Genomic DNA, 22927 nt, shown 5'->3' on the forward strand with positions numbered 1-22927 from the left:
AAATAAATGTTTGTAAAAGATATTGGAAATTAAATAGTTAACTTCTTTTATGGTGTGTGAAAAATCACAGACTATAGACAGTCTCTCCGGTGGTTTGATTTAATCCGCGAGTGAACACTATACAAGATTCATTATACGCGATTCATTGTATTGATTTGACGAATGGATTTCAGAAGATCATGTTTTTTTGCATATCTTTATTCTTTTCTCTCCGTGCTCACCCTCAATATTTCTCACCAGTAATTTATTATTGGTAATGGGACTTTGTCATTCAATCGTTCTGATTAAGGGATTCTAATGAATAAAAAGCTTCTTACTGTGCTGATGGCCGGAAGCCTGATTGCCGCTGTAAATACTTCTGCATTTGCAGAAGATACGGGTAAGGTAGAGTTTTCTGGCCGTATTGTTGCCGACACTTGCGTTATTGATGTCGATGGTGCAGGAGCAAATACCGTGGTGACTTTTTCTGATGCTTATCCGGATAATTTTGGTTCTGATGGGGCAATTGGCCCGACAAAAGATTTCCAGATTTCTCTGGCTAAATGTGACCCTGCTATAGCAAGTTTAAACCTGAGGTTCAGTGGTGACACTACTGACGGCGAGAATTTACGCCTGAAGAACGACCTTAGTGATGCGAGTGCTGCAACAAATGTAGGTATTACCGTAACCAATAATAATGGTGGTAACACTGACGTTGTGTTTGATGACTCCGTTCCGGTATCAACCACGGATGTGGCGAATACTGGCGATGAAGCAACGCCTTCTATTTTCAACTATACCGCGAAAGTGATTCAGATTGGTGATGAAAAACCGACTGCAGGTAAATATCACGCCTCCGCGAATTTTACCGTGTTCTATCGTTAAGTATGACAGGCAGCCCTTCAGGGCTGCCTGACCAGGGAGTATTGCGGGTGAAATTATATGCGCGAATTTGTTTTGCCATCATTGGGCTTATTGCCATAAATGCACAGGCCAGCATTGTCCTGGGGGGAACTAGAATCATTTACTCGGAGAATAAAAAAGAAGTACAGATATCTATTAAGAATAAAGAAGATGCCAATAAATATCTGATACAAAGCTGGGTAACAAAGACAGATAACACAAAAGCGCCTTTTATTATCACTCCGCCGATTTATAAAATGGACGCTAATGGCCAGGCTCTGCTGCATATCGTCTTTATTGGCGATAAAGGATCGCTACCACAAGACCGTGAATCGATGTTTGTTGCCAACTTTAAATCTGTTTCGGCTATGCCTGATGAATTAAAAGATAAAAATACGTTGCAGTTTGCGATGAAAACACAGCTGAAACTTTTTTGGCGGCCAGTGGGTCTTAAAGAATCGGCCGCTGCCGGTGCGTGGGAAAAATTACGGTTTAGCCGTCAGGGTTCTCAATTAACCGCAAAAAATCCAACGCCATTTCATATTTCGTTATTAGAACTCTCTGTTGGCGGAAAGCAGGTAAAACCTCTCGCAGACAGTTCTGTACCTGAGTCATTGTCAATGACGGTTCCTCCCTTTGGGGAACAGATATTTTCAATACCTGCAGCTGCAGTAGGTGATGTGTCATGGGCTGCAGTGAATGACTATGGTGCTGCAACGGTGAAAAAGCGCCAACAACTATAAACGCAATGACGCGTATGGGTAAAAATTAAAGGGACTTTATTATATGCAGCCTTATCCTTTGCGATCTTGCCGACTCTTTTTGCTCAACAGCATTACGCTGGCATTATGCTCATTTTTGCACCCAGCGAGTGCTGAAGATGAATTCAATTTGCATATTCTGGAACTCGGTACACCGTTAGAGAATACGTCAACACTGGAAACCTTTTTGCAAAATAATGGGTTACAACCAGGGACTTATTTGACTGAAGTGATGTGGGATTATGATCGCATTGATAAGCGAAATATTACTTACGTACTATCACAGGATAAGACGCAGTTACTCCCGCAGTTCAGCAAAGGGGATCTCAGAGAGCTGGGGGTGAAGGTCGATAGCCTTCCCGGCTTGAAATCATTGGCTGATACGGCTCCAGTTGGCGACATCGCCCAGTACATATCGGGAGCAAAGTTTGATTTTCAACTCGATAGCCAAACTCTTTTCGTGCGGATCCCGCAAATTTATCGCGACCAGCAAGTCGCTGGCGCTATCCCTATTAAAGACTGGGATGATGGCATTCCTGCGGCATGGAGCAGCTATTACATTAGCGGCAACCGCCAGCAAGTAAATGGCGAGAACGATAACTCGAACTGGGCAAGCCTTAATTCCGGTCTAAATCTTGGCGCCTGGCGGCTCCGTAATTCAAGTACTTACAGCAATTCGGATGGCTGGGATGCGATCAGCACCACGCTGGAGCGGGATATTAAATTTCTGCAAAGCCAGCTTGAAATTGGCCAGACATATACCAACGGCGAACTGTTTGACAGCGTACAGATGACAGGGGTGAAGCTGGAAACCGATACCAGCATGTTACCCAATAGCTTACAAGGGTTTGCGCCTGTTGTGCGCGGAATTGCCAATAGCGATGCAAAAGTAACGATTAAGCAAAATGGCTACACGATATATCAGACTTATGTCTCCAGCGGCCCCTTTGAAATCAGAGATCTCAGTCAGGTAACAGCAGGGTCAGATTTACAAGTTACCGTTAAAGAGGCCGATGGAAGCGAGCATTCGTTTATTCAGGCAAGCGCTTCGGTACCCATCTTACAGCGTGAAGGTGCGCTGAAATATAGCCTTGCTGGTGGAAAATACCGCGATAGCGATAACGGCGAGGAACCTGGGTTTGGTCAGGCGACGGTAATCTACGGCATGCCTCATGGCATTACTCTGTATGGCGGAGCGCTCGAAGCATCAATTTATCGTGCCGGTCTGGTCGGGGCGGGGGCCGATCTCGGTGAGCTTGGTTCTGTGTCTGTAGATGTTACTGCGGCCAGAACTCAGTTTGACGATGGGCGTGGTAATGCCAATGGTTTATCCTGGCGTGCACAATATTCCAAAGACTTTTCTGCAACAGATACCACGGTGACGCTGGCCAGTTACCGTTATTCCACTTCTGGTTTTTATACCTTCCAGGAAGCACTCGATCAGCGCGATAGAGGTGAAGATGATGGAATCTACAATTACCGTAAAACAAACAATCGTCGTAGCCGTTTACAGTTGAGTATGTCGCAATCATTGGGATCTGTCGGGTCTGTGTATATCAATGGTTATCAACAAGATTACTGGGATATGAGTGGGCATGAGCGCAGTGCCAGTATGGGATTCAGCTCCAGTTGGCAGGACATCACCTGGTCCGTGAACTATAGCCTGACAAAAACACCAAACAGCGATAATGATCAGCAGGTTGCATTTTCCGTCAATATTCCTTTGTCACGTTGGCTGTCAAACAGTTGGGCGACCTACAACCTAAACAGCGCTAAAAATGGCAATACCGTGCATCAGGTTGGGATTGGCGGGACTGCGCTGGAAGATAACAACTTAAGTTATAACCTGCAGCAAAGCTATACCGATCACGATACTGGATATGGTGCGAGCATGACGGGGCGTTATCGTGGCTCATACGGTGAAATTGGGGCGAACTATAGCTATGCCAAAGATAGCAAACAGTGGAACTACAGCGCGCAAGGATCCGTCGTCGCACATCCTTATGGTATTACGCTGGGGCAATCTGTCCAGGATGCTTTTGCTATTGTCCATATTGACGAGGGAGCAGATGTTAAAGTCCAGAATATGCAAGGTATTTACACTGACTACTGGGGAAATGCGGTCGTACCATATCTAACTAATTATCGTCGTAATACCGTCACGGTGAACAGCGGGGAACGCGACGATCTGGATATCGAAAAACCGGCCAAAGATGTCGTACCTACGAAAGGGGCTGTTGTCGCAGCTAATTTCTCTGCCCGCCAGGGTATTCGCGCCTTATTAACACTTCACCATGGATCGAGTTTTGTGCCTTTCGGCGCGGTACTGTCAATTGAGGGTGGCTCCTCAATAGTCGGAGATGGTGGCGAAGTTTATCTGACCGGTTTGAAAGGTAATGTACCGTTTAAAGTACAGTGGGGTAGTGCTCCAGAACAGCGCTGTGAAGGAAATGCACAGATCCCGGAAGATATCGAGTCCTCTATTTACCAGGCTGCGGTTGAGTGTCGATAGTGTAAAGGGAAAACATAAAATGGACTGTGGGAATATGAATAATTATATGATTTTTAGATTGATTCTATGTTGCGGTCTATTGTTCGCACAGCAATCAGTTCAGGCATCCTGCAAAATTGAGAATGATGCGTCGCCGTCAACCTCTACGTTCAATATGCCGTCGTTTACGGTAAATGCGGACGCCGCTCCAGGTACGATCATTGCAACCCAGGAAGTGACTGGCGACCTTATTAATGTCGTGGACTGTACAGATAATGGCGATATCTATACAGGCTATACCGTATTCACGAGTAGCGATGCCCGCACGGATAATCCCCTTAGCCGCGTTTATCAAACAAATGTTCCGGGAATAGGTTTTCGGGTCGCCTGGGTTAAAGATAACGCTTCCGCCCTAACAGCAGGATCGGTGGTTACCCCAATGCATATAGGGTCGGCAAAAACAGACCATTTAAGTGACTATAGTATTCAATCACATGCGAGAGCTGAATTTGTCGTCACTGGCGTTGTGCAGTCAGGGGTTATTGACGTCAACATGCTCAATGCGGACTGGATTTATGATTCGCAGGTTATTGCTCAAATTCGCTTTGCGCCAATAGCGATTAACGTTACTGCTAACACCTGCAATTTGGTTGAAAAAAATATCACAGTGCCGCTTAAGAGAATCATGACTAGCGATATTGTGGACGGTTATTCCGATGTTGTATCTGATGATAGTTTCAAGATTCAGCTGGAACAGTGTGTCGCGGGCATCAAACTTGATTATAAATTCACCACTGCCGGTTCAACTGGCGTGAGTGGCAATAGCGACATCCTGGAGATCGCCAGTGGTAATGACGCAGCCGAAGGGGTCGGATTACAAATTCTCGACAGCAACAATAATGTGCTGAAATTTGATCATGATTACAACGCGGTAGCGCAAACAACCGATAGGCAGTCTGTCACTATCCCTTTGAAAGCGAGATATGTACAAACAGGCACTGTAAAAGCGGGAAAGGTTGACTCTGTTGCGACATTTAACGTTTTTTACCGCTAGCCAAAAATAGCCTGTGTATTTGCAGGCTTTTCTTTTCAACATTCCAGCCTAATTTATTAACCCTTTCTTTTCATCTGGTTATTTATTAACCCCTCAGTTTTAGTAGGGACGTGTACCGCTTGCGATCGCAACGGTGTTTCGAATATTATGCTCTCGTTATAATAATAATTCTCGTTTACGTTATCATTCACTTTCATCAGAGAAATACCAATGGCGCGTCTTAAAACTGCTCAGCCAAGTTCATCGCTGCGTAAAATCGCAGTAGTGGTAGCCACAGCGGTTAGCGGCATGTCTGTCTATGCACAGGCGGCGGTTGACCCGAAAGAAGAAACCATCACCGTAACTGCTGCACCTGCTCCGCAGGAAAGCGCATGGGGGCCTGCGGCAACCATCGCTGCACGACAGTCTGCTACGGCGACCAAAACCGACACTCCGATTCAAAAAGTTCCTCAGTCTATTTCAGTGGTCACCGCCGAAGAGATGGCGTTGCATCAGCCAAAATCGGTCAAAGAAGCGCTCAGCTACACCCCGGGCGTTGCCGTGGGTACGCGTGGCGCGTCCAATACCTATGACTACCTGATTATTCGCGGATTTGCCGCAGACGGCCAAAGTCAGAATAACTATCTGAATGGCCTGAAGATGCAGGGCAACTTCTACAACGATGCGGTCATCGACCCTTATATGCTGGAGCGCGCCGAAGTGATGCGCGGTCCGGTTTCCGTTCTGTACGGAAAGAGCAACCCGGGTGGGTTGTTGAACATGGTCAGCAAGCGCCCGACAACGGAGCCGCTGAAAGAAGTTCAGTTCAAAATGGGCACAGACAGCCTGTTCCAGACCGGTTTTGACTTCAGCGATGCGCTGGATGACGATGGTGTGTACTCATACCGCCTGACCGGCCTGGCGCGTTCCGCGAATGCGCAGCAGCAGGGCGCAGAAGAACAGCGTTATGCTATCGCGCCATCTTTCACATGGCGTCCGGATGATAAGACGAATTTCACCTTCCTCTCCTACTTCCAGAACGAGCCGGAAACCGGTTATTACGGCTGGTTGCCGAAAGAGGGGACCGTGTCTAAGCTGCCAAATGGTTCACGTCTGCCGACTGATTTCAACGAAGGTGCGGACAACAATACCTACTCTCGTAACGAGAAGATGGTGGGCTACAGCTTCGACCACGAATTTAACGACACCTTTACCGTACGTCAGAACCTGCGTTATGCCCAAAACAAAGTGTCGCAGAAAAGCGTGTACGGCTACGGCATGTGCTCCGATCCGCTGTATACCAAGGATCCGGCTAACAGCCCTTGTGCCAGTATCCCTCAGTCAGATTGGGATCACACGCTGACTCGTCAGTACGTTGACGATAATGAAAAATTGCAGAATTTCTCTGTTGATACCCAGTTGCAGAGCACATTCGCCACAGGTTCCCTGGATCATACATTGCTGACCGGCGTTGACTATATGCGTATGCGTAACGATATCAACTCCTGGTTCGGTTGGGCTGGTTCGGTAGCGCCGTCAGATATCTATAATCTTGACCGTAGCGATTTTGACTTTGGCTCGCACCCTGGACCTGGCGCAGCTTATCGCGTTCTGAATAAACAGGAACAAACGGGCCTGTACGCTCAGGATCAGATGCAGTGGGATAAGGTACTGGTCACTCTGGGCGGTCGTTACGACTGGGCTAAGCAGGACTCTCTGAACCGAGTTTCTGGTGTGCTGGACTCCCGTGATGACCGACAGTTCACCTGGCGTGGCGGTGTTAACTATCTGTTCGATAACGGTGTAACCCCGTATTTCAGCTACAGCGAATCGTTTGAACCAAATTCTCAGGTTGGGGAAAGCGGTAATATCTTTGCGCCATCTAAAGGTAAGCAGTACGAAGCGGGCGTGAAGTACGTACCGAGCGATCGTCCGATCGTGTTGACCGGTGCCGTTTACCAGTTGACCAAAACCAACAACCTGATGGCCGACCCGAATGGATCGATCTGGTCAGTTGAAGGCGGCGAAATTCGCTCACGTGGTGTAGAAATTGAAGCGAAAGCGGCGCTGTCAGCCAGCGTTAACGTGGTTGGTTCTTATACCTATACCGATGCGGAATACACCACTGATACCAACTACAAAGGCAATACGCCTGCCCAGGTGCCAAAACATATGGCATCACTGTGGGGGGATTACACCCTCTATGATGGTGCGCTTTCCGGGCTGACGTTGGGTACGGGTGTTCGTTATACTAGTTCCAGTTATGGCGATCCGGCAAACTCCTTCAAAGTGGGAAGCTACACGCTGGTAGATGCGTTAGTGCGTTACGATCTGGCGCGTGTAGGTATGGCTGGCTCCAACGTGGCGCTGCATGTGAACAACCTGTTTGACCGTGAATACGTCGCCAGCTGCTTCAATACTTATGGATGCTTCTGGGGCGCAGAACGTCAGGTCGTTGCAACTGCAACCTTCCGTTTCTAATTTCTCTTTGGGCACGCTTTGCGTGCCCGTTTTACAAGTTGGCTGCTATGCAGGAAAACAGATCCCATCCCGACACCACTTTTGCGTTGCGTAATGTCTCCTTTCGTGTGCCTGGCCGCACGCTTTTGCATCCTCTCTCATTAACTTTTCCTGTAGGGAAAGTGACTGGTCTTATCGGCCACAACGGTTCCGGTAAATCGACATTATTGAAAATGCTGGGACGTCATCAGCCGCCGTCAGAAGGTGAAATCCTGCTCGACGAACAGCCGCTGGAGAGCTGGAGTAGCAAAGCGTTTGCCCGCAAGGTCGCCTATCTGCCGCAACAGCTGCCGCAGGCAGAAGGGATGACCGTACGCGAACTGGTGGCGATTGGTCGTTATCCGTGGCACGGGGCGCTGGGGCGTTTTGGCGTTGCCGACAGAGAGAAAGTAGAAGAAGCAATTTCGCTGGTCGGTTTAAAGCCGCTGGCGCACCGTCTGGTCGATAGCCTGTCCGGTGGGGAACGCCAACGCGCGTGGATTGCCATGCTGGTGGCACAGGACAGCCGCTGTCTGCTGCTTGATGAACCGACTTCCGCGCTGGATATCGCCCATCAGGTTGACGTGCTGGCGCTGGTGCACCGCTTAAGCCAGCAGCGCGGGCTGACGGTGGTTGCGGTGCTGCATGATATCAATATGGCGGCCCGTTACTGCGATTACCTCGTTGCGCTGCGCGGCGGTGAGATGATTTCTCAAGGAACGCCTGCTGAACTGATGCGCAGTGAAACTCTGGAACAAATTTACGGTATCCCGATGGGCATTTTGCCGCATCCGGCCGGTGCCGCACCCGTGAGTTTTGTCTATTAATGATCGGATTACATCATATTACCCGTCGGCGGCTGCTTACGGCGATGGCGCTGTCGCCTCTGCTGTGGCGGATGAATACGGCGCACGCCGCGGCGGTTGATCCACAGCGCATTGTAGCGCTGGAATGGCTGCCGGTAGAGCTGCTGCTGGCGCTGGGTATTACGCCGTATGGCATCGCAGATATCCCTAACTACAAGCTGTGGGTCAGTGAGCCTCCTCTGCCGGACTCGGTAATTGACGTCGGGCTACGTACGGAACCCAATCTCGAACTGCTGACCGAAATGAAGCCCTCGTTTCTGCTCTGGTCGGCAGGTTACGGTCCTTCTCCTGAAAAGCTGGCGCGGATTGCACCAGGCCGGGGATTTAACTTTAGCGATGGCAAAAAGCCGCTGGCCGTTGCGCGACAGTCGCTGCAGGAAATGGCGCAATTGTTCAATCTGCAAGCTTCTGCTGAACGCCATTTGACTGAGTACGATCATTTTATCGCCAGCCTGAAACCGCGCTTTATGCAACGCGGCGCGCGTCCCGTGCTCCTGACATCCCTGCTTGATTCGCGGCATATGCTGGTGTTTGGTTCAAACAGCCTGTTCCAGGACGTACTGGACGAATATGGGATCCCTAACGCCTGGCAGGGAGAAACAAACTTCTGGGGCAGCACTGCCGTGAGTATTGACCGTCTGGCTGCTTATAAGGATGTCGATGTATTGTGCTTTGATCACGGCAACGATAAAGAGATGGCTGCGCTGATGTCTACGCCATTATGGCAGGCGATGCCGTTTGTCCGTGGCGGACGTTTTCAACGTGTGCCTGCCGTTTGGTTTTATGGCGCAACGCTATCGGCCATGCATTTTGCCCGTATTCTGGATAATGCGTTGGGAGGCAAAGCGTGAGCAGGAAACTTGAAATGCCGGATGGCGGTGCGAAAAACGCCTTATCCGACTTACGGTTTGGGCGCTTTGTCGGCCGGATAAGGCGAAGCCGCCATCCGGCGTTGCTGTTGTTGGTGCTGTTTGTTGCTGCCTGCTGGCTGACATGGGTTAACTTCTCCGTTGCGCTACCGCGCAGTCAGTGGCAACAGGCTATCTGGTCACCGGATATCGACGTCATTGAGCAGATGGTTTTTCACTATAGCCTGCTGCCGAGGCTGGCGATTTCGCTATTGGTCGGCGCCGGGCTGGGTCTGGTCGGCGTGTTGTTTCAGCAGGTGTTGCGTAACCCGCTGGCGGAGCCAACCACGCTGGGCGTTGCGACCGGTGCGCAGTTGGGCATTACGGTTACCACGCTGTGGGCTATTCCTGGTGCGCTGACCACGCAATTTGCGGCGCTGGCGGGAGCATGTGTCGTTGGGGTGCTGGTGTTTGGCGTTGCCTGGGGCAAGCGTCTTTCTCCGGTGACGTTAATCCTTGCCGGGCTGGTGGTCAGCCTGTACTGCGGGGCGATTAACCAGTTGATGGTTATCTTCCATCACGATCAGCTGCAAAGCATGTTTTTATGGAGCAGCGGCACGTTAACGCAAACCGACTGGAGCGGCGTACAGCGTCTGTGGCCGCAGCTGTTGGGCGGTGTGATGCTGACTCTGTTGTTATTACGCCCAATGACGCTGATGGGACTGGATGACGGCGTGGCGCGCAACCTCGGTCTGGCGCTGTCGCTGGCACGTCTGGCGGCGTTATCGCTGGCCATTGTCATCAGCGCCTTACTGGTTAACGCGGTTGGGATTATCGGCTTTATTGGCCTGTTTGCACCGCTGCTGGCGAAAATGCTCGGTGCGCGTCGTTTGCTGGCACGTCTGGTACTGGCCCCGCTGATTGGTGCGTTGATCCTCTGGCTCTCCGACCAAATCATTCTGTGGCTGACCCGCGTATGGATGGAAGTCTCCACCGGTTCAGTGACGGCGTTGATTGGCGCACCGTTGCTACTGTGGTTGTTGCCGCGCTTGAGGAGTATGAGCGCCCCGGATATGAACGCCAGTAATCGCATCGCCGCTGAGCGTCAGAATGTGCTGATGTTTGCGCTGGCAGGTGGCGTTATCTTGCTGCTAACCCTCGTGGTGGCGCTGTCGTTTGGCCGCGACGCACATGGCTGGACATGGGCCAGCGGCGCGATGCTGGATGAGCTGATGCCCTGGCGCTGGCCCCGCATTCTGGCGGCCCTGATTGCCGGGGTGATGCTGGCGGTAGCGGGCTGTATTATTCAACGTCTGACGGGCAACCCGATGGCCAGCCCGGAAGTGCTGGGCATTAGCTCCGGTGCGGCATTTGGCGTGGTGCTCATGCTGTTTTTGGTCCCCGGAAATGCTTTTGGCTGGCTGCTGCCTGCCGGAAGCCTCGGGGCCGCGGCTACTCTGCTTATCATTATGATTGCCGCTGGGCGCGGTGGTTTTTCACCGCATCGTATGCTGTTGGCCGGCATGGCGCTCAGTACGGCCTTTACTATGCTGCTGATGATGCTGCAGGCCAGCGGCGATCCGCGCATGGCGGGCGTGTTGACCTGGATTTCCGGCTCAACCTATAACGCGAGCGGAGAGCAGGTACTGCGTACCGGGATTGTGATGGTGATTCTGCTGGCGATGACGCCGCTGTGCCGCCGTTGGCTGACAATTTTACCGCTCGGCGGCGATACGGCGCGGGCTGTCGGTATGGCTATCACGCCATCACGCGTGGGGTTACTGCTGCTGGCGGCAGGGCTGACGGCGACAGCCACCATGACTATTGGACCGTTGAGCTTTGTCGGGCTGATGGCTCCGCATATTGCCCGTATGATGGGTTTTCGTCGGGCGATGCCGCATATGCTGATTTCGGCGCTGGCGGGTGGCGTGTTGCTGGTCTTTGCTGACTGGTGCGGCAGGATGGTGCTGTTTCCGTATCAGATCCCGGCGGGATTATTGTCGACGTTTATTGGTGCGCCGTACTTTATCTATCTGCTGAGAAAGCAGAGTCGCTGAGGCTGACCCCTTTCATGTAGGCCGGATAAGACGCTTTGCGTCGACATCCGGCAATAAAAAAGGTTCATCGCATTTTACCGGGGAACGCTGCTTTGATTTTCAGGAAGAAGCAGGTGTTATCTCTGTATCGATAAGTCATTGCTATTTCAGTAGCGCGCCGCTGCTGCCCCCTGAACAGGGTGACTAATTTCAGCATATCCAGGCTCGAAACGTTGATGATAAATTGCGACATGAACTATCCAATAATAAAAATTATCGGATTCGGGCATTATGCTTTTTAAATATTAAGGTGTAGATGTCGCATTTTTGATACTTCTCGTAAATCAATTTTTATTTAATAATAAGTTTTCATTATAGAATTTTTATAATAAAATATTATTTTTTCTATTAAAGTAATAAAAACAATTCTATTAAAATAAATTAATTGCCACGAGTAAACAAAAAAAATGTAACTTAGCATTTTTTGTTTTTTTTTATGGAATTTATACCCAAAATAAATGTTATGCGTCATTAATATACATTCAGTACTGTGATTCAGATCTTTTTTTATTCATTTTGACATGTTTATTGTTTTTTTTGCTCTTCCATTCTGCTTGCTTTGTTTGTTTTTTGAACAGTAAAAAAATAATTGTTATTTAATTCTGATAATCCTTTAAATAAAAAACACTTGTCTTTGGACTTTTAATGGAAAATACTTCGCTGAGCTTAATTGATGTTATTTATTAACGTGTTGTTTGCTTCTTTTGAATGTTGCGTCGGAAATTTTATAACTCGTCATATAATATATATCTACTAATATAAACATGGGGTGTTGAGTATAACTTCATGTGAATAGCGTAAAAATACTCACCAACTTTTAATAAGGATGAAAAATGAATACAGCTGTAAAAGCTGCGGTTACTGCCGCACTGGTTATGGGGGTTTCCAGCTTTGCCAATGCTGCGGGCAGTAATACTGGTACGGTTACTTTTACCGGTACGATTGAAGATTCTCCGTGTTCAATCGTTGTCGGTGATGAACACCAGACCGTCAACCTGGGTCATATCGGTACCGGTTCTCTGATGGGCGGTAAAGAATCTTCAAAAGTCGATTTCCATATTGGTCTGGAAAACTGCGCGTTCACCACTGAGAAAGAAGCATCTACCGTTTTCTCTGCGATCGGTAACGAATCCAGCGCTAATCCGGGCAACGTTGCGTTGATGCGTATCGGCGGCGGCGAAATGGCGGGTTCCAGCATTGTCATCGGTAACCACCTGGGTTCCGCGATCAAACTGGGCGACGCTTACAGCGAAAACTTGACGATGAATGGCAGCGTAGCCGCAGCGAAACAGACTTTGAACTTCAAAGCCTGGGTGAAAGGCGATTCAGCGGCACCTTCTATTGAGACCGGCGAATTTAGCAGTACTGTAAACTTCACGATCAGCTATCTGTAAGTGAAATGCCATCCTGCGGCAATCTGCCGCAGGATAATGATTAAAATAAAAATGGATTATATTTTTCAGGGATAGATTGTCTGATGGCTCACTATAAAAAATTTCGTCTGAGCACGCTTGCGTCTGTGGTGGGTATTATTCTGGCTGTTGGCCCGGATAATAGTTATGCGGAAGCGCCCATTCAATTTAATACCCGGTTTCTTGATGTTAAAGATGACGCTAGTTTGGATCTTTCCCGTTTTTCCCGTAAGGGCTACATTATGCCGGGGAGTTATAATCTCCAGGTGCTGGTCAATCAGAGTCAAATTGCCCAGGATAATATTATTACGTATTCCGTTGATAATGGCGATCCTGACAATACTTATCCCTGTTTATCACCTGAACTGGTGTCGCTGCTGGGGTTAAAACCCGAAATAGCGGAAAAAATGAGTTGGATAAATGCTGGGCAGTGTTTGCAAATGGGACAACTGGAAGGGATGGAAACCCAAACTGATTTAAGCCAGTCAACGCTGACGGTGATTATTCCGCAGGCGTATCTGGAATACAGCGATGAAGAGTGGGACCCGCCTTCCCGCTGGGACGAGGGGATACCCGGCGTGTTATTTGACTACAATATTAACAGCCAGTGGCGACATGCTGAACATGATGACGGCGATGAATATGACATCAGCGGCAATGGTACGGTGGGTGCCAACCTCGGCGCGTGGCGTCTGCGCGCGGACTGGCAGTCTAATTACCGTCACGAAAATGACAGCGAAGATGAAGACAACTTTGGCTCTAGCTCAGAACAGAATTGGGACTGGAACCGTTATTACGCCTACAGGGCTATCCCGCAACTTCAGGCGCAGCTAACGCTGGGCGAAGGATCGCTGGAATCCGATATTTTCGACGGCTTTAACTATGTTGGCGGTAGCCTTATTACCGACGATCAGATGTTACCGCCTAATCTGCGCGGCTACGCCCCGGATATATCCGGCGTGGCGCGCACCAACGCCAAAGTCACCGTGACTCAGCGCGGGCGGGTGATTTATGAGTCGCAGGTCCCGGCGGGGCCGTTTCGCATTCAGGATATTAATGAAACGGTATCCGGCGATCTACACGTCAAAATTGAAGAACAAAGCGGTCAGGTGCAGGAATATGATGTCAGCACCGCCTCCATTCCGTTTCTGACCCGCCCCGGCCAGGTGCGCTACAAGTTGGCAGCCGGGCGACCGCAGGACTGGGATCACAATATGGAAGGCGGCTTTTTCACTTCAGCCGAAACCTCCTGGGGGATCGCTAATGGCTGGTCGCTGTACGGCGGTGCCATTGGCGAGCAGGATTATCAGGCGCTGGCGCTAGGACTGGGGCGCGATCTGGCGCTGCTGGGCGCGTTTTCCGTCGATGTCACCCATTCCCGTGCGACTCTGCCAGAGGGTAGCGCCTACGGCGACGGCACCATTCAGGGTAACTCGTTCCGTGCCAGCTACGCTAAAGATTTTGATGATATAGACAGCCGTCTGACGTTTGCTGGCTATCGCTTTTCCGAAGAAAACTACATGACGATGGACGAGTTTATCGATACGCATAATGACGATAACGATCGTCAGCGTACCGGCCATGATAAAGAGATGTATACCCTGACGTACAGCCAGAACTTTTCGGCAATAAACGTCAACGCCTATATCAACTACACCCATCGAACCTACTGGAATCAACCCAACCAGGACAGCTATAACATGACGCTGTCGCACTATTTCTATGTCGGTGAGGTGCGCGGGATCAGTCTGTCGGTGAACGGTTTTCGCAATGAATATGATGATGAGCGAGATGACGGCGTGTACGTCTCGCTAAGTATTCCGTGGGGCAACAACCGCACACTGAGCTACAACGGCTCTTTTAGCGATGACAACAACATTAATCAGGTCGGCTATTACGAGCGCATTGACGATCGCAATAACTACCAGATCAACGCTGGCCGCGCGGATAACGGCGCGACTCTCGACGGCTACTACCGTCATCAAGCGAGCTATGCCGACATTGACGTCAGTGCGAACTATCAGGAAGGCGACTATACCTCCGGCGGGCTGAACATCCAGGGCGGCGCGACGCTGACTGCTAAAGGCGGGGCACTGCACCGCACCAGCGTCAACGGCGGCTCGCGGCTGATGGTGGATGTCGGCGATGAAGCGAACGTACCCATCTCCGGCTACAGCACGCCGGTATATACCAACGCGTTTGGTAAAGCCGTCATTGTCGACGTCAACGACTACTACCGCAATCAGGTGAAAATCGACATTACCCAGTTGCCGGAAGACGCGGAAGCAACCCTCTCCATTGCTCAGGCGACCCTGACGGAAGGGGCGATCGGTTATCGCCGCATGGAGGTGCTCAGCGGTAAAAAAGCCATGGCCAGTATCCGCTTGCGCGATGGCGGCACGCCGCCCTTCGGCGCGGAGGTTTACAACAGTCGCCAGCAACAGTTAGGGATCGTAGGTGAAGACGGCAGCGTTTATCTGATCGGCATTAACCCCAGCGAGCGGTTGCAGGTGACATGGGAAGGTAAAACGCAGTGTGAAGCGGCGTTGCCCGATCCTCTGCCGGGCGATCTGTTTAGCGGCCTGCTGCTGCCGTGCATCGGCGACGCTTCATCACCTATGGCAACGCAGCCCGAAGAGAAACCATTACTCCAGCTTCATACGCAGCGGCTGACGTCTCCAACGCAACCCGAAGCGCTCTCTTCTCGTTATCCAACACATTGATTCAGGAAATCGCATTCATGATGCCATTAAAACGTTATAACCTGGCCGCTGTTTTGCTGCTTTTGCTGGGCGGCTACGGTAGCGCTCAGGCCGCCATCGCGCCCGATCGCACCCGCCTGGTGTTTCGCGGCGAAGATAAATCGATAAGCGTCGATCTGAAAAACGCCAACAGCAAACTGCCCTATCTGGCGCAGTCCTGGGTGGAAGATGAGAAGGGCGCCAAAATCACATCGCCTTTAATCGTCGTCCCGCCGGTCCAGCGCATTGAGCCGTCGGGAATCGGACAGGTCAAAATTCAGGGGATGCCGGCACTGGCGTCGCTCCCCCAGGATCGGGAGACCCTCTTTTATTACAACGTGCGTGAAATTCCGCCGCAAAGCGACAAGCCCAATACGCTGCAAATTGCCCTGCAAACGCGCATCAAAGTTTTTTACCGCCCGCAGGCGCTATCGAAAATCGATATGCAGCATCCCTGGCAATACAAGATCACCCTTCAGCGTCAGGGCAATGGCTATCAGGTGAGCAATCCGACCGGTTACTACGTGGTGTTAAGCAACGCCAGCAGCCGCATGGACGGCGCACCGGCCAGAGGTTTTAGCCCAATGGTGATTGCACCAAAAAGCAACGTGACGCTGGGAGGGGAAGCCAGTGAATTAGGTCGCTCGCCTGTGCTGACTTACGTCAACGATTATGGCGCGCGGTTACCGCTGATTTTTAACTGTACTGACAACAGTTGTGCGGTAGATGAAGCAAAAAGCAGAAAGTCGTAACCGACAAGGAGACGCAAGATGAGGCAATGGCGGTTACGGCTGGGCACGGTAACGTGTGCGGCCATGCTGAGTGCGGTCAGTATGCCGCTGGCAGCGGAAAGTAAGACGGTCAACATGACGTTGACGATACTCGTTAATGCCGCGCCGCCCTGTACTGTGACCGGCGGTGAGGTGGAATTTGGCAATGTGTTGACGACGAAAGTGGATGGGGTGAATTACCGGCAGGCGGTGGGCTATCGCCTGAGCTGTAACGGCAGAGTGAGCGATTACCTGAAGTTACAGATTCAGGGAAATGCTGTGGCTATCAATGGCGAGTCGGTGTTGCAAACCGATGTTGATGGATTGGGAATCCGTCTGCAAACCGCCACGGATGGCGCGCTGATTTCACCCGGCAATACGCAATGGTTGTCATTTCAATATAGCGGTGGCAGCAGTCCGGCCATTGAGGCAATTCCCGTCAAAAATAATGGCGTAACGTTAACAGGTGGCGCGTTTAACGCAGGCGCTACGCTGGTGGTGGATTACCAATGAAAAAAATGGCTTTGATAGTGTTAATAAGTAGCAGTTTTGCCGCACAGTCGGCTGAGAACCTTAAGTTTCACGGTACGTTAATATCACCGCCGAATTGTACGATTAACAATGATCAGACGATCGATGTTGAGTTCGGTAACATGCTGATTAATAAAATAGATGGTACGCGTTATGCGCAGAATGTTCCGTATGAGATCACCTGTGATTCAACGGTGCGCGATGAGGCGATGGCGATGACCCTGACGCTAAGCGGTTCCGTGAGTGATTTTAATCAGGCGGCAGTAAACACCAGCGTGGCGGGACTGGGGATTGAACTCAGGCAGAACGACCAACCCTTTACGTTGGGGTCCACCATTAAGGTGAATGAACAATCGATACCTGTTCTGAAAGCCATACCGGTTAAAAAGAGCGGTGCTTCGCTGACAGAAGGCGGCTTCGATGCGACGGCAACATTACAGGTGGATTATCAGTAATGGCTAAAAGACAGGCGCTATTACACGGCGCGGCCTGCATTCTCTGTGGGGCGCTGATATTGCCGGTCTCAGCGGCAGATAACCTGCATTTTTCCGGTAGCCTGCTGGCCAGTCCTTGCACGCTCACGATGCAGGGGACGGGGATTGCCGAAGTCGATTTTTCGTCGCTTGACAGTTCTGATTTCACTCCCGATGGCCAGTCTGCTCGTAAGCCTTTAGTGTTTGAACTCACGGATTGCGATTCGGCGCTGAGTAACGGGGTGCAGGTGAATTTCACTGGAACCGAAGCGACCGGAATGCGCGGTATCCTGGCCATCGATAGCCATTCAGGCGCTTCCGGGATCGGGATTGGTATTGAAACGCTATCCGGCGTTCCCGTGGGCATGAACGATGAAGAGGGGGCGATATTCATGCTGGTGCCGGGGAATAACTCGCTAAGCCTGAATGCCTGGGTACAGCACCTTCCTGGCGAAGATCTGGTTCCGGGAACGTTCTTCGCAAGTGCACTGGTTACATTTGAGTATTTATGATGAAAATAATACGGACTTTATTTTTGCTGCTGATTGCCGTTTATGGCAGTTCGGTAGTGGCCAAACCCATGCTGAAAGCGACGTTTTCAAGTACCACGCTCTATTACGGCATAGGTCCTAGTTTAGCAGATAGATCGATTATACTGAATAGCACAGTGACCACGTCAGATGGTGTGTATTATGGTTCCTGGAAGTTCAGAGCATCAAGGAAAGGAGATACTGCGATCTTAATCTCATGGTCCGGACCAGAGCCCGCGCCAACAATAGTTATGCGGGATTTTGATAACACCGTTTCTCGCTCCCTTTGTAAAAATCTTCCTGCGGATTGGTATGGTTGTGGCTCTTTTATTGTGGATATTACGGTACAAAATGATAATTATAGTTGCCCGTGGCTGGCTGCCACTCATACAACTGCGACGGATCTTATTTATCCTGGCGTAACCTATAGTCCACCGGATACGCGCAGCTCAGTTTGCCCGAAAGTTCCCGTTGATACTTTTGATATCTCCTGGGATGCGAACGTTTCGAAACAGAAAACAACCCTCATGCTTGATGCCACCGGTGGTACGGTGAATCGCACGTTACATACCTATTTGATGGAGGGGGGGAAACTTTGCGATGGCAGCAAATTTGACGACCGTGGCGCTTATTGCCGTTTTGTCTCATCGGGGATTACGCTCAATGTGCTGGGCTGCGACCAGTCGAGCGTCACGACCAGCGCCGTTGATCATCCGATAACCGATGTTGAACTTCATGACATTAATGTGGCGGTGAACACCAGCAACATTGGCTCCGGGCAGTTCACGTCGACATGTAGCTTCCAGTATATTATTGATGAGCTTTAGGGTGTTTGGTGCGGTTCAGGCTAACCTGCGATGAACCAAAAAAAGCCGGGTGGCGGCTTCGCCTTACCCGGCCTACATTTCTGCACGTTCTCTTTTTTACAACTTCGCAAACACCCGGCGCGCGGCGTCGATGGTGTTATTGATATCGTCTTGACTGTGCGCCACGGACATAAAGCCCGCTTCGAAAGCAGACGGCGCCAGATAAATTCCTTCATCCAGCATCATGTGGAAGAAGCGCTTGAAGCGTTCGACGTCGCATGCCATCACATCCTGATAGCAGGTTACGGTTTCTGCATCGGTGAAGAAAATCCCGAACATCCCGCCCACATGGTTAACCACCAGCGGAATATTCGCTTCTTCGGCAGCTTCCAACAGACCTTCCGCCAGACGCGTCGTCAGTTCGTTCAGCGTTTCATGAATACCCGGTTGGGCGACTTCGGTCAGACAGGCATAACCTGCCGCCATCGCGATCGGGTTACCGGAAAGCGTCCCCGCCTGGTAAACCGGACCGGTCGGCGCCAGTGCGTCCATCACATCGCGGCGACCGCCGAATGCGCCAACGGGCATTCCGCCACCGATAATTTTACCGAGGCAGGTCAGATCCGGCACGACGCTGTAATAATCCTGCGCACCGGCCAGCGCTACGCGGAAACCGGTCATCACTTCATCTATGATCAACAGTGCGCCAAACTCATCGCACAGCGCACGCAGGCCCGGCAGGAATTCCGGCAGCGGCGGGATGCAGTTCATGTTGCCGGCAACCGGCTCAACGATGATGCAAGCGATCTCCTGCGGGTACTGTTCAAATGCCGCACGTACTGAAGCGAGATCGTTGTAGGTGCAGGTCAGGGTGTGTTTCGCGAAATCGGCCGGAACGCCTGGGGAGTTCGGCTGGCCCAGCGTTAATGCACCGGAACCAGCCTTAACCAGCAGGCAGTCGGCATGGCCGTGGTAGCAGCCTTCAAATTTGATGATTTTATCGCGACCGGTGAAACCGCGCGCCAGACGGATTGCGCTCATTGTCGCTTCCGTACCGGAGTTCACCATGCGCACCATGTCCATGGTCGGCACTAATTCGGTGACCAGCTCCGCCATTTTCACTTCCATCTCGGTCGGTGCACCGAAGCTTAAACCGCGCTCCGCAGCTTCAATCACCGCATTACGGATTGCCGGGTGGTTGTGACCCAGTACCATCGGTCCCCAGGAACCGACGTAATCGACATAGGCTTTACCATCGACATCGTACAGATACGCGCCGTCCGCTTTTTCGATAAACAGCGGAGTACCACCCACGCCAGTAAAGGCGCGAACGGGGGAGTTGACGCCGCCTGGGATAAGTTCGCGTGCTGCGCTGTAGAGATTTTCAGACTTACTCATGGATGGGGTCCTGGTTCGTAGAAAAAGTAAATGCCCGCTATTCTAGTTATTCAGAGAAGGTTATGAAAGTTTTACGCATTTGAAACAATGCGATTTGCAGGGGATTTTCGCGAAATGTGCGAGTAGAATGCCGATTCCGTATTTGTATTACCAATTAATGATCATCTGATGAAGACAGACACTCCCTCTTTTGAAGCACAGCAAATTGTGCGTTTACGCCGCAGGGATCAAATTCGTCGTCTCCTGGAACGAGACAAAACGCCGTTGGCGATCCTGTTGATGGCTGCAGTAGTAGGTACTGTGACAGGGCTTGTTGGCGTGGCATTTGAGAAAGCGGTGACCTGGGTGCAGAATCAGCGCATTGGCACGCTGGCTCAGGTTGCGGACCATGACATTCTGCTGTGGCCGCTGGCGTTTATTCTCTCGGCGTTGCTGGCGATGGTCGGCTATTTCCTGGTGCGTAAATTTGCGCCGGAAGCCGGTGGTTCGGGGATCCCTGAGATTGAAGGTGCGCTGGAAGAGCTGCGACCTGTGCGTTGGTGGCGTGTCCTGCCGGTGAAATTTATCGGCGGCATGGGCACGCTGGGTGCTGGCATGGTGCTTGGGCGTGAAGGTCCGACCGTGCAGATTGGCGGTAACCTCGGGCGCATGGTGCTGGATATTTTCCGCATGCGTAGCGCCGAAGCGCGGCATACCTTATTGGCTACCGGTGCGGCAGCGGGCCTTTCGGCGGCGTTTAACGCTCCGCTGGCGGGGATCCTGTTCATCATTGAAGAGATGCGCCCGCAGTTTCGCTATAACCTTGTGTCGATCAAAGCCGTGTTTACCGGCGTTATTATGTCGAGCATTGTGTTTCGTGTTTTCAACGGTGAAGCCCCGATAATTGAAGTCGGGAAACTGTCTAATGCGCCGGTGAATACGCTGTGGCTGTATCTCGTGCTCGGGCTTATTTTTGGCTGTGTCGGGCCATTGTTCAACACCATGGTGTTGCGCACCCAGGATATGTTCCAGCGCTTTCACGGCGGTGAAATTAAAAAATGGGTGCTGATGGGCGGCGCGATCGGCGGTCTGTGCGGGATTCTGGGATTAATTCAACCTGAAGCGGCAGGCGGTGGCTTTAACCTGATCCCGATTGCCGCAGCAGGCAATTTTAGCGTCGGTCTACTGCTGTTTATATTTATCACCCGGGTGATCACCACGCTGCTGTGCTTCTCATCCGGCGCACCCGGTGGGATCTTTGCCCCGATGCTGGCGTTGGGGACGTTGCTTGGTACGGCGTTCGGTATGGCTGCGGCGGCCTCTTTTCCGCAGTATCACCTGGAGGCCGGAACCTTTGCCATTGCCGGAATGGGGGCTTTGTTGGCTGCTTCGGTGCGTGCGCCGCTAACAGGTATTGTACTGGTGCTGGAGATGACCGATAACTATCAGCTCATTTTGCCAATGATTATTACCTGTCTTGGCGCAACACTATTAGCCCAATTTATGGGCGGAAAGCCGCTATACTCGACTATCCTGGCTCGTACGCTGGCAAAACAGGAAGCGGAGCAGGCGGCAAAAAGCCAGGGTACTGCCGCTGGCGAGAATACTTGAACGAAATACCAGGGTATTAGATAATGGCCCAAAATATTGGGTTGAAATTTACCCAATTGCCGATGTCGTTTGGAGCAAAATATGAGTGATGACGTAGCGCTGCCACTGCAATTTACTGAAGCAGCAGCCAATAAAGTTAAAAGCCTGATCGCTGACGAAGATAACCCGAATCTGAAATTACGCGTGTATATCACTGGCGGTGGTTGCAGCGGTTTCCAGTACGGTTTCACCTTTGATGATCAGGTCAATGAAGGTGATATGACCATCGAGAAACAAGGTGTTGGTCTGGTCGTTGATCCGATGAGTCTGCAATATCTGGTGGGCGGCGCGGTTGACTATACCGAAGGTCTGGAAGGTTCCCGCTTCGTTGTGACTAACCCGAATGCGAAAAGCACCTGCGGGTGTGGTTCTTCTTTCAGCATCTGATTGCTGTCTGTAATACTGATGGTCTGATGTTGTAGGCCCGGTAAGCGCAACGCCACCGGGCAATGTGCCGGATGGCGGCGTAAACGCCTTATCCGGCCTACATATTCTGTATCGTCATATCAACGCCCGTTATCATCCAGCGCAAACGTCGGCAATTTCAGATGCCAGCGAATGGCGGCAAGCCGAATCAGCAGCGTGACAATCATCCCCATCATACTGGCGTTTTCCAGTGAAACATCAAAGGTATAAAACGCTGTCGCATGCACGATCCCGCCGATAATACAGGCTGTGGCGTAGATCTCGGTGCGCAAAATCATCGGGACTTCACGAGCTAACACATCGCGAATGATCCCACCACCAACGCCGGTAATCACCCCCATACAAATCGCCACCAGCGGCCCTGTTCCTGCGAGAAATGCCTTGTTGACCCCAATACCTACGAACACAGCCAGACCAACGGCATCCAGCACCGGAAGGATCCATTTCGGTATGCGTCTTGGTTGACGTACCAACAGGATCGTCAGCATGCTGGTGATCATCGCCACCACCAGATCGGTCGGATCCTTAACCCAAAAAACCGGTCCATTATCCAGCGCCATATCGCGGATCGTTCCACCACCAACGGCGGTAACCACGCCAAGTACCAGGACGCCAAACGGATCCATACGTAATTTTCCGGCCAGTAATACGCCAGAGATTGCAAATACCGCGGTGCCGACAATATCAAGCCAATAGACGAGCATTTTTAAATCCTCACAACAGACCTGGTGGGGG

21 protein-coding genes are annotated in these 22927 nt (G+C 51.1%); 18 read left to right on the forward strand and 3 right to left on the reverse strand.

Annotated elements, in window-relative coordinates; genetic code table 11:
• Positions 1-297: 297 nt before the first annotated feature.
• From OGX83_RS02010 to fhuB, 8 genes are all read left to right on the forward strand, one after another.
• On the forward strand, positions 298-864 hold the full coding sequence (locus OGX83_RS02010; RefSeq protein WP_174770691.1) for a fimbrial protein: 567 nt from the start codon (positions 298-300) through the stop codon (positions 862-864).
• Between the two features lie 47 nt (positions 865-911).
• A complete protein-coding gene (locus tag OGX83_RS02015) occupies positions 912-1625 on the forward strand; it encodes a fimbrial biogenesis chaperone (RefSeq protein ID WP_219987443.1) in 714 nt (237 codons plus the stop codon).
• Positions 1626-1668: 43 nt separating this feature from the next.
• Entirely contained in the window at positions 1669-4155 is a 2487-nt protein-coding gene (locus OGX83_RS02020; protein WP_286582171.1) for a fimbria/pilus outer membrane usher protein, read from the forward strand.
• A gap of 34 nt (positions 4156-4189) precedes the next feature.
• Entirely contained in the window at positions 4190-5188 is a 999-nt protein-coding gene (locus OGX83_RS02025; RefSeq protein WP_286587272.1) for a fimbrial protein, read from the forward strand.
• 210 nt (positions 5189-5398) lie between these two features.
• On the forward strand, positions 5399-7648 hold the full coding sequence (gene fhuA, locus OGX83_RS02030; protein ID WP_048227070.1) for a ferrichrome porin FhuA: 2250 nt from the start codon (positions 5399-5401) through the stop codon (positions 7646-7648).
• Between the two features lie 47 nt (positions 7649-7695).
• The gene (gene fhuC, locus OGX83_RS02035) at positions 7696-8493 is read left to right on the forward strand and encodes a Fe3+-hydroxamate ABC transporter ATP-binding protein FhuC (RefSeq protein WP_003829206.1); all 798 of its coding nucleotides are present in this window, start codon (positions 7696-7698) and stop codon (positions 8491-8493) included.
• Entirely contained in the window at positions 8493-9383 is an 891-nt protein-coding gene (gene fhuD, locus OGX83_RS02040; protein ID WP_008786256.1) for a Fe(3+)-hydroxamate ABC transporter substrate-binding protein FhuD, read from the forward strand. Before fhuC ends, fhuD begins: the two co-directional genes overlap by 1 nt.
• A gap of 14 nt (positions 9384-9397) precedes the next feature.
• The gene (gene fhuB, locus OGX83_RS02045) at positions 9398-11437 is read left to right on the forward strand and encodes a Fe(3+)-hydroxamate ABC transporter permease FhuB (protein ID WP_286585830.1); all 2040 of its coding nucleotides are present in this window, start codon (positions 9398-9400) and stop codon (positions 11435-11437) included.
• 64 nt (positions 11438-11501) lie between these two features.
• Here fhuB and OGX83_RS02050 read toward each other — a convergent pair whose 3' ends face one another.
• Positions 11502-11669: a hypothetical protein gene (locus OGX83_RS02050; RefSeq protein WP_219987447.1), complete on the reverse strand. Its 168-nt coding sequence runs from the start codon at positions 11667-11669 to the stop codon at positions 11502-11504.
• Between the two features lie 640 nt (positions 11670-12309).
• Between OGX83_RS02050 and stfA the strand changes: the two genes are divergently transcribed.
• The 7 genes from stfA (at position 12310) to stfH (ending at position 18760) form a co-directional block, all read left to right on the forward strand.
• Complete coding sequence (gene stfA, locus OGX83_RS02055; protein ID WP_186413712.1) at positions 12310-12870, forward strand: fimbrial major subunit StfA; 561 nt, start codon at positions 12310-12312, stop codon at positions 12868-12870.
• An 83-nt stretch (positions 12871-12953) separates the two neighbouring features.
• A complete protein-coding gene (locus tag OGX83_RS02060) occupies positions 12954-15611 on the forward strand; it encodes an outer membrane usher protein (RefSeq protein ID WP_286585674.1) in 2658 nt (885 codons plus the stop codon).
• A 17-nt stretch (positions 15612-15628) separates the two neighbouring features.
• Positions 15629-16381: a fimbrial chaperone StfD gene (gene stfD, locus OGX83_RS02065; RefSeq protein ID WP_208744682.1), complete on the forward strand. Its 753-nt coding sequence runs from the start codon at positions 15629-15631 to the stop codon at positions 16379-16381.
• A gap of 18 nt (positions 16382-16399) precedes the next feature.
• On the forward strand, positions 16400-16912 hold the full coding sequence (locus tag OGX83_RS02070) for a fimbrial protein (RefSeq protein ID WP_186413709.1): 513 nt from the start codon (positions 16400-16402) through the stop codon (positions 16910-16912).
• A complete protein-coding gene (gene stfF, locus OGX83_RS02075; protein ID WP_186413708.1) occupies positions 16909-17385 on the forward strand; it encodes a fimbrial minor subunit StfF in 477 nt (158 codons plus the stop codon). The genes OGX83_RS02070 and stfF overlap by 4 nt, the downstream gene beginning before the upstream one ends.
• Positions 17385-17915, forward strand: a complete 531-nt coding sequence (locus OGX83_RS02080) for a fimbrial protein (RefSeq protein ID WP_208744680.1) — start codon at positions 17385-17387, stop codon at positions 17913-17915. The genes stfF and OGX83_RS02080 overlap by 1 nt, the downstream gene beginning before the upstream one ends.
• The gene (stfH, locus tag OGX83_RS02085; RefSeq protein WP_071446638.1) at positions 17915-18760 is read left to right on the forward strand and encodes a fimbrial adhesin StfH; all 846 of its coding nucleotides are present in this window, start codon (positions 17915-17917) and stop codon (positions 18758-18760) included. The genes OGX83_RS02080 and stfH overlap by 1 nt, the downstream gene beginning before the upstream one ends.
• Positions 18761-18856: 96 nt before the next feature.
• On the opposite strand, the gene hemL is transcribed toward stfH, so the two are convergent.
• Entirely contained in the window at positions 18857-20137 is a 1281-nt protein-coding gene (hemL, locus tag OGX83_RS02090) for a glutamate-1-semialdehyde 2,1-aminomutase (RefSeq protein WP_286587273.1), read from the reverse strand.
• 168 nt (positions 20138-20305) lie between these two features.
• Between hemL and clcA the strand changes: the two genes are divergently transcribed.
• The 3 genes from clcA to erpA are packed head-to-tail and all read left to right on the forward strand — an operon-like array spanning position 20306 to position 22153.
• The gene (gene clcA / locus OGX83_RS02095) at positions 20306-21727 is read left to right on the forward strand and encodes a H(+)/Cl(-) exchange transporter ClcA (RefSeq protein ID WP_111466095.1); all 1422 of its coding nucleotides are present in this window, start codon (positions 20306-20308) and stop codon (positions 21725-21727) included.
• 23 nt (positions 21728-21750) lie between these two features.
• A complete protein-coding gene (gene yadW, locus OGX83_RS02100; protein WP_122973801.1) occupies positions 21751-21816 on the forward strand; it encodes a small protein YadW in 66 nt (21 codons plus the stop codon).
• Entirely contained in the window at positions 21809-22153 is a 345-nt protein-coding gene (gene erpA / locus OGX83_RS02105; protein ID WP_008786260.1) for an iron-sulfur cluster insertion protein ErpA, read from the forward strand. The genes yadW and erpA overlap by 8 nt, the downstream gene beginning before the upstream one ends.
• 119 nt (positions 22154-22272) lie before the next feature.
• On the opposite strand, the gene OGX83_RS02110 is transcribed toward erpA, so the two are convergent.
• Positions 22273-22896, reverse strand: coding sequence for a TRIC cation channel family protein (locus tag OGX83_RS02110; RefSeq protein WP_003829199.1), 624 nt, complete (start codon positions 22894-22896; stop codon positions 22273-22275).
• Positions 22897-22927: the final 31 nt, after the last annotated feature.

Origin of the sequence: Citrobacter sp. Cpo074, from assembly GCF_030332745.1 — a bacterium.
Classification (GTDB): Bacteria; Pseudomonadota; Gammaproteobacteria; order Enterobacterales; family Enterobacteriaceae; genus Citrobacter; species Citrobacter portucalensis.

Coding starts and splice junctions, on each gene's coding strand:
- OGX83_RS02060 (WP_286585674.1), top strand. CDS start 12,954: ATGGCTCACTATAAAAAATTTCGTCTGAGCACGCTTGCGTCTGTGGTG.
- fhuA (WP_048227070.1), top strand. CDS start 5,399: ATGGCGCGTCTTAAAACTGCTCAGCCAAGTTCATCGCTGCGTAAAATC.
- fhuD (WP_008786256.1), top strand. CDS start 8,493: ATGATCGGATTACATCATATTACCCGTCGGCGGCTGCTTACGGCGATG.
- OGX83_RS02020 (WP_286582171.1), top strand. CDS start 1,669: ATGCAGCCTTATCCTTTGCGATCTTGCCGACTCTTTTTGCTCAACAGC.
- OGX83_RS02070 (WP_186413709.1), top strand. CDS start 16,400: ATGAGGCAATGGCGGTTACGGCTGGGCACGGTAACGTGTGCGGCCATG.
- OGX83_RS02010 (WP_174770691.1), top strand. CDS start 298: ATGAATAAAAAGCTTCTTACTGTGCTGATGGCCGGAAGCCTGATTGCC.
- erpA (WP_008786260.1), top strand. CDS start 21,809: ATGAGTGATGACGTAGCGCTGCCACTGCAATTTACTGAAGCAGCAGCC.
- OGX83_RS02080 (WP_208744680.1), top strand. CDS start 17,385: ATGGCTAAAAGACAGGCGCTATTACACGGCGCGGCCTGCATTCTCTGT.
- fhuC (WP_003829206.1), top strand. CDS start 7,696: ATGCAGGAAAACAGATCCCATCCCGACACCACTTTTGCGTTGCGTAAT.
- hemL (WP_286587273.1), bottom strand. CDS start 20,137: ATGAGTAAGTCTGAAAATCTCTACAGCGCAGCACGCGAACTTATCCCA.
- stfF (WP_186413708.1), top strand. CDS start 16,909: ATGAAAAAAATGGCTTTGATAGTGTTAATAAGTAGCAGTTTTGCCGCA.
- stfA (WP_186413712.1), top strand. CDS start 12,310: ATGAATACAGCTGTAAAAGCTGCGGTTACTGCCGCACTGGTTATGGGG.
- fhuB (WP_286585830.1), top strand. CDS start 9,398: ATGCCGGATGGCGGTGCGAAAAACGCCTTATCCGACTTACGGTTTGGG.
- stfH (WP_071446638.1), top strand. CDS start 17,915: ATGAAAATAATACGGACTTTATTTTTGCTGCTGATTGCCGTTTATGGC.
- stfD (WP_208744682.1), top strand. CDS start 15,629: ATGATGCCATTAAAACGTTATAACCTGGCCGCTGTTTTGCTGCTTTTG.
- OGX83_RS02050 (WP_219987447.1), bottom strand. CDS start 11,669: ATGTCGCAATTTATCATCAACGTTTCGAGCCTGGATATGCTGAAATTA.
- OGX83_RS02025 (WP_286587272.1), top strand. CDS start 4,190: ATGAATAATTATATGATTTTTAGATTGATTCTATGTTGCGGTCTATTG.
- clcA (WP_111466095.1), top strand. CDS start 20,306: ATGAAGACAGACACTCCCTCTTTTGAAGCACAGCAAATTGTGCGTTTA.
- OGX83_RS02110 (WP_003829199.1), bottom strand. CDS start 22,896: ATGCTCGTCTATTGGCTTGATATTGTCGGCACCGCGGTATTTGCAATC.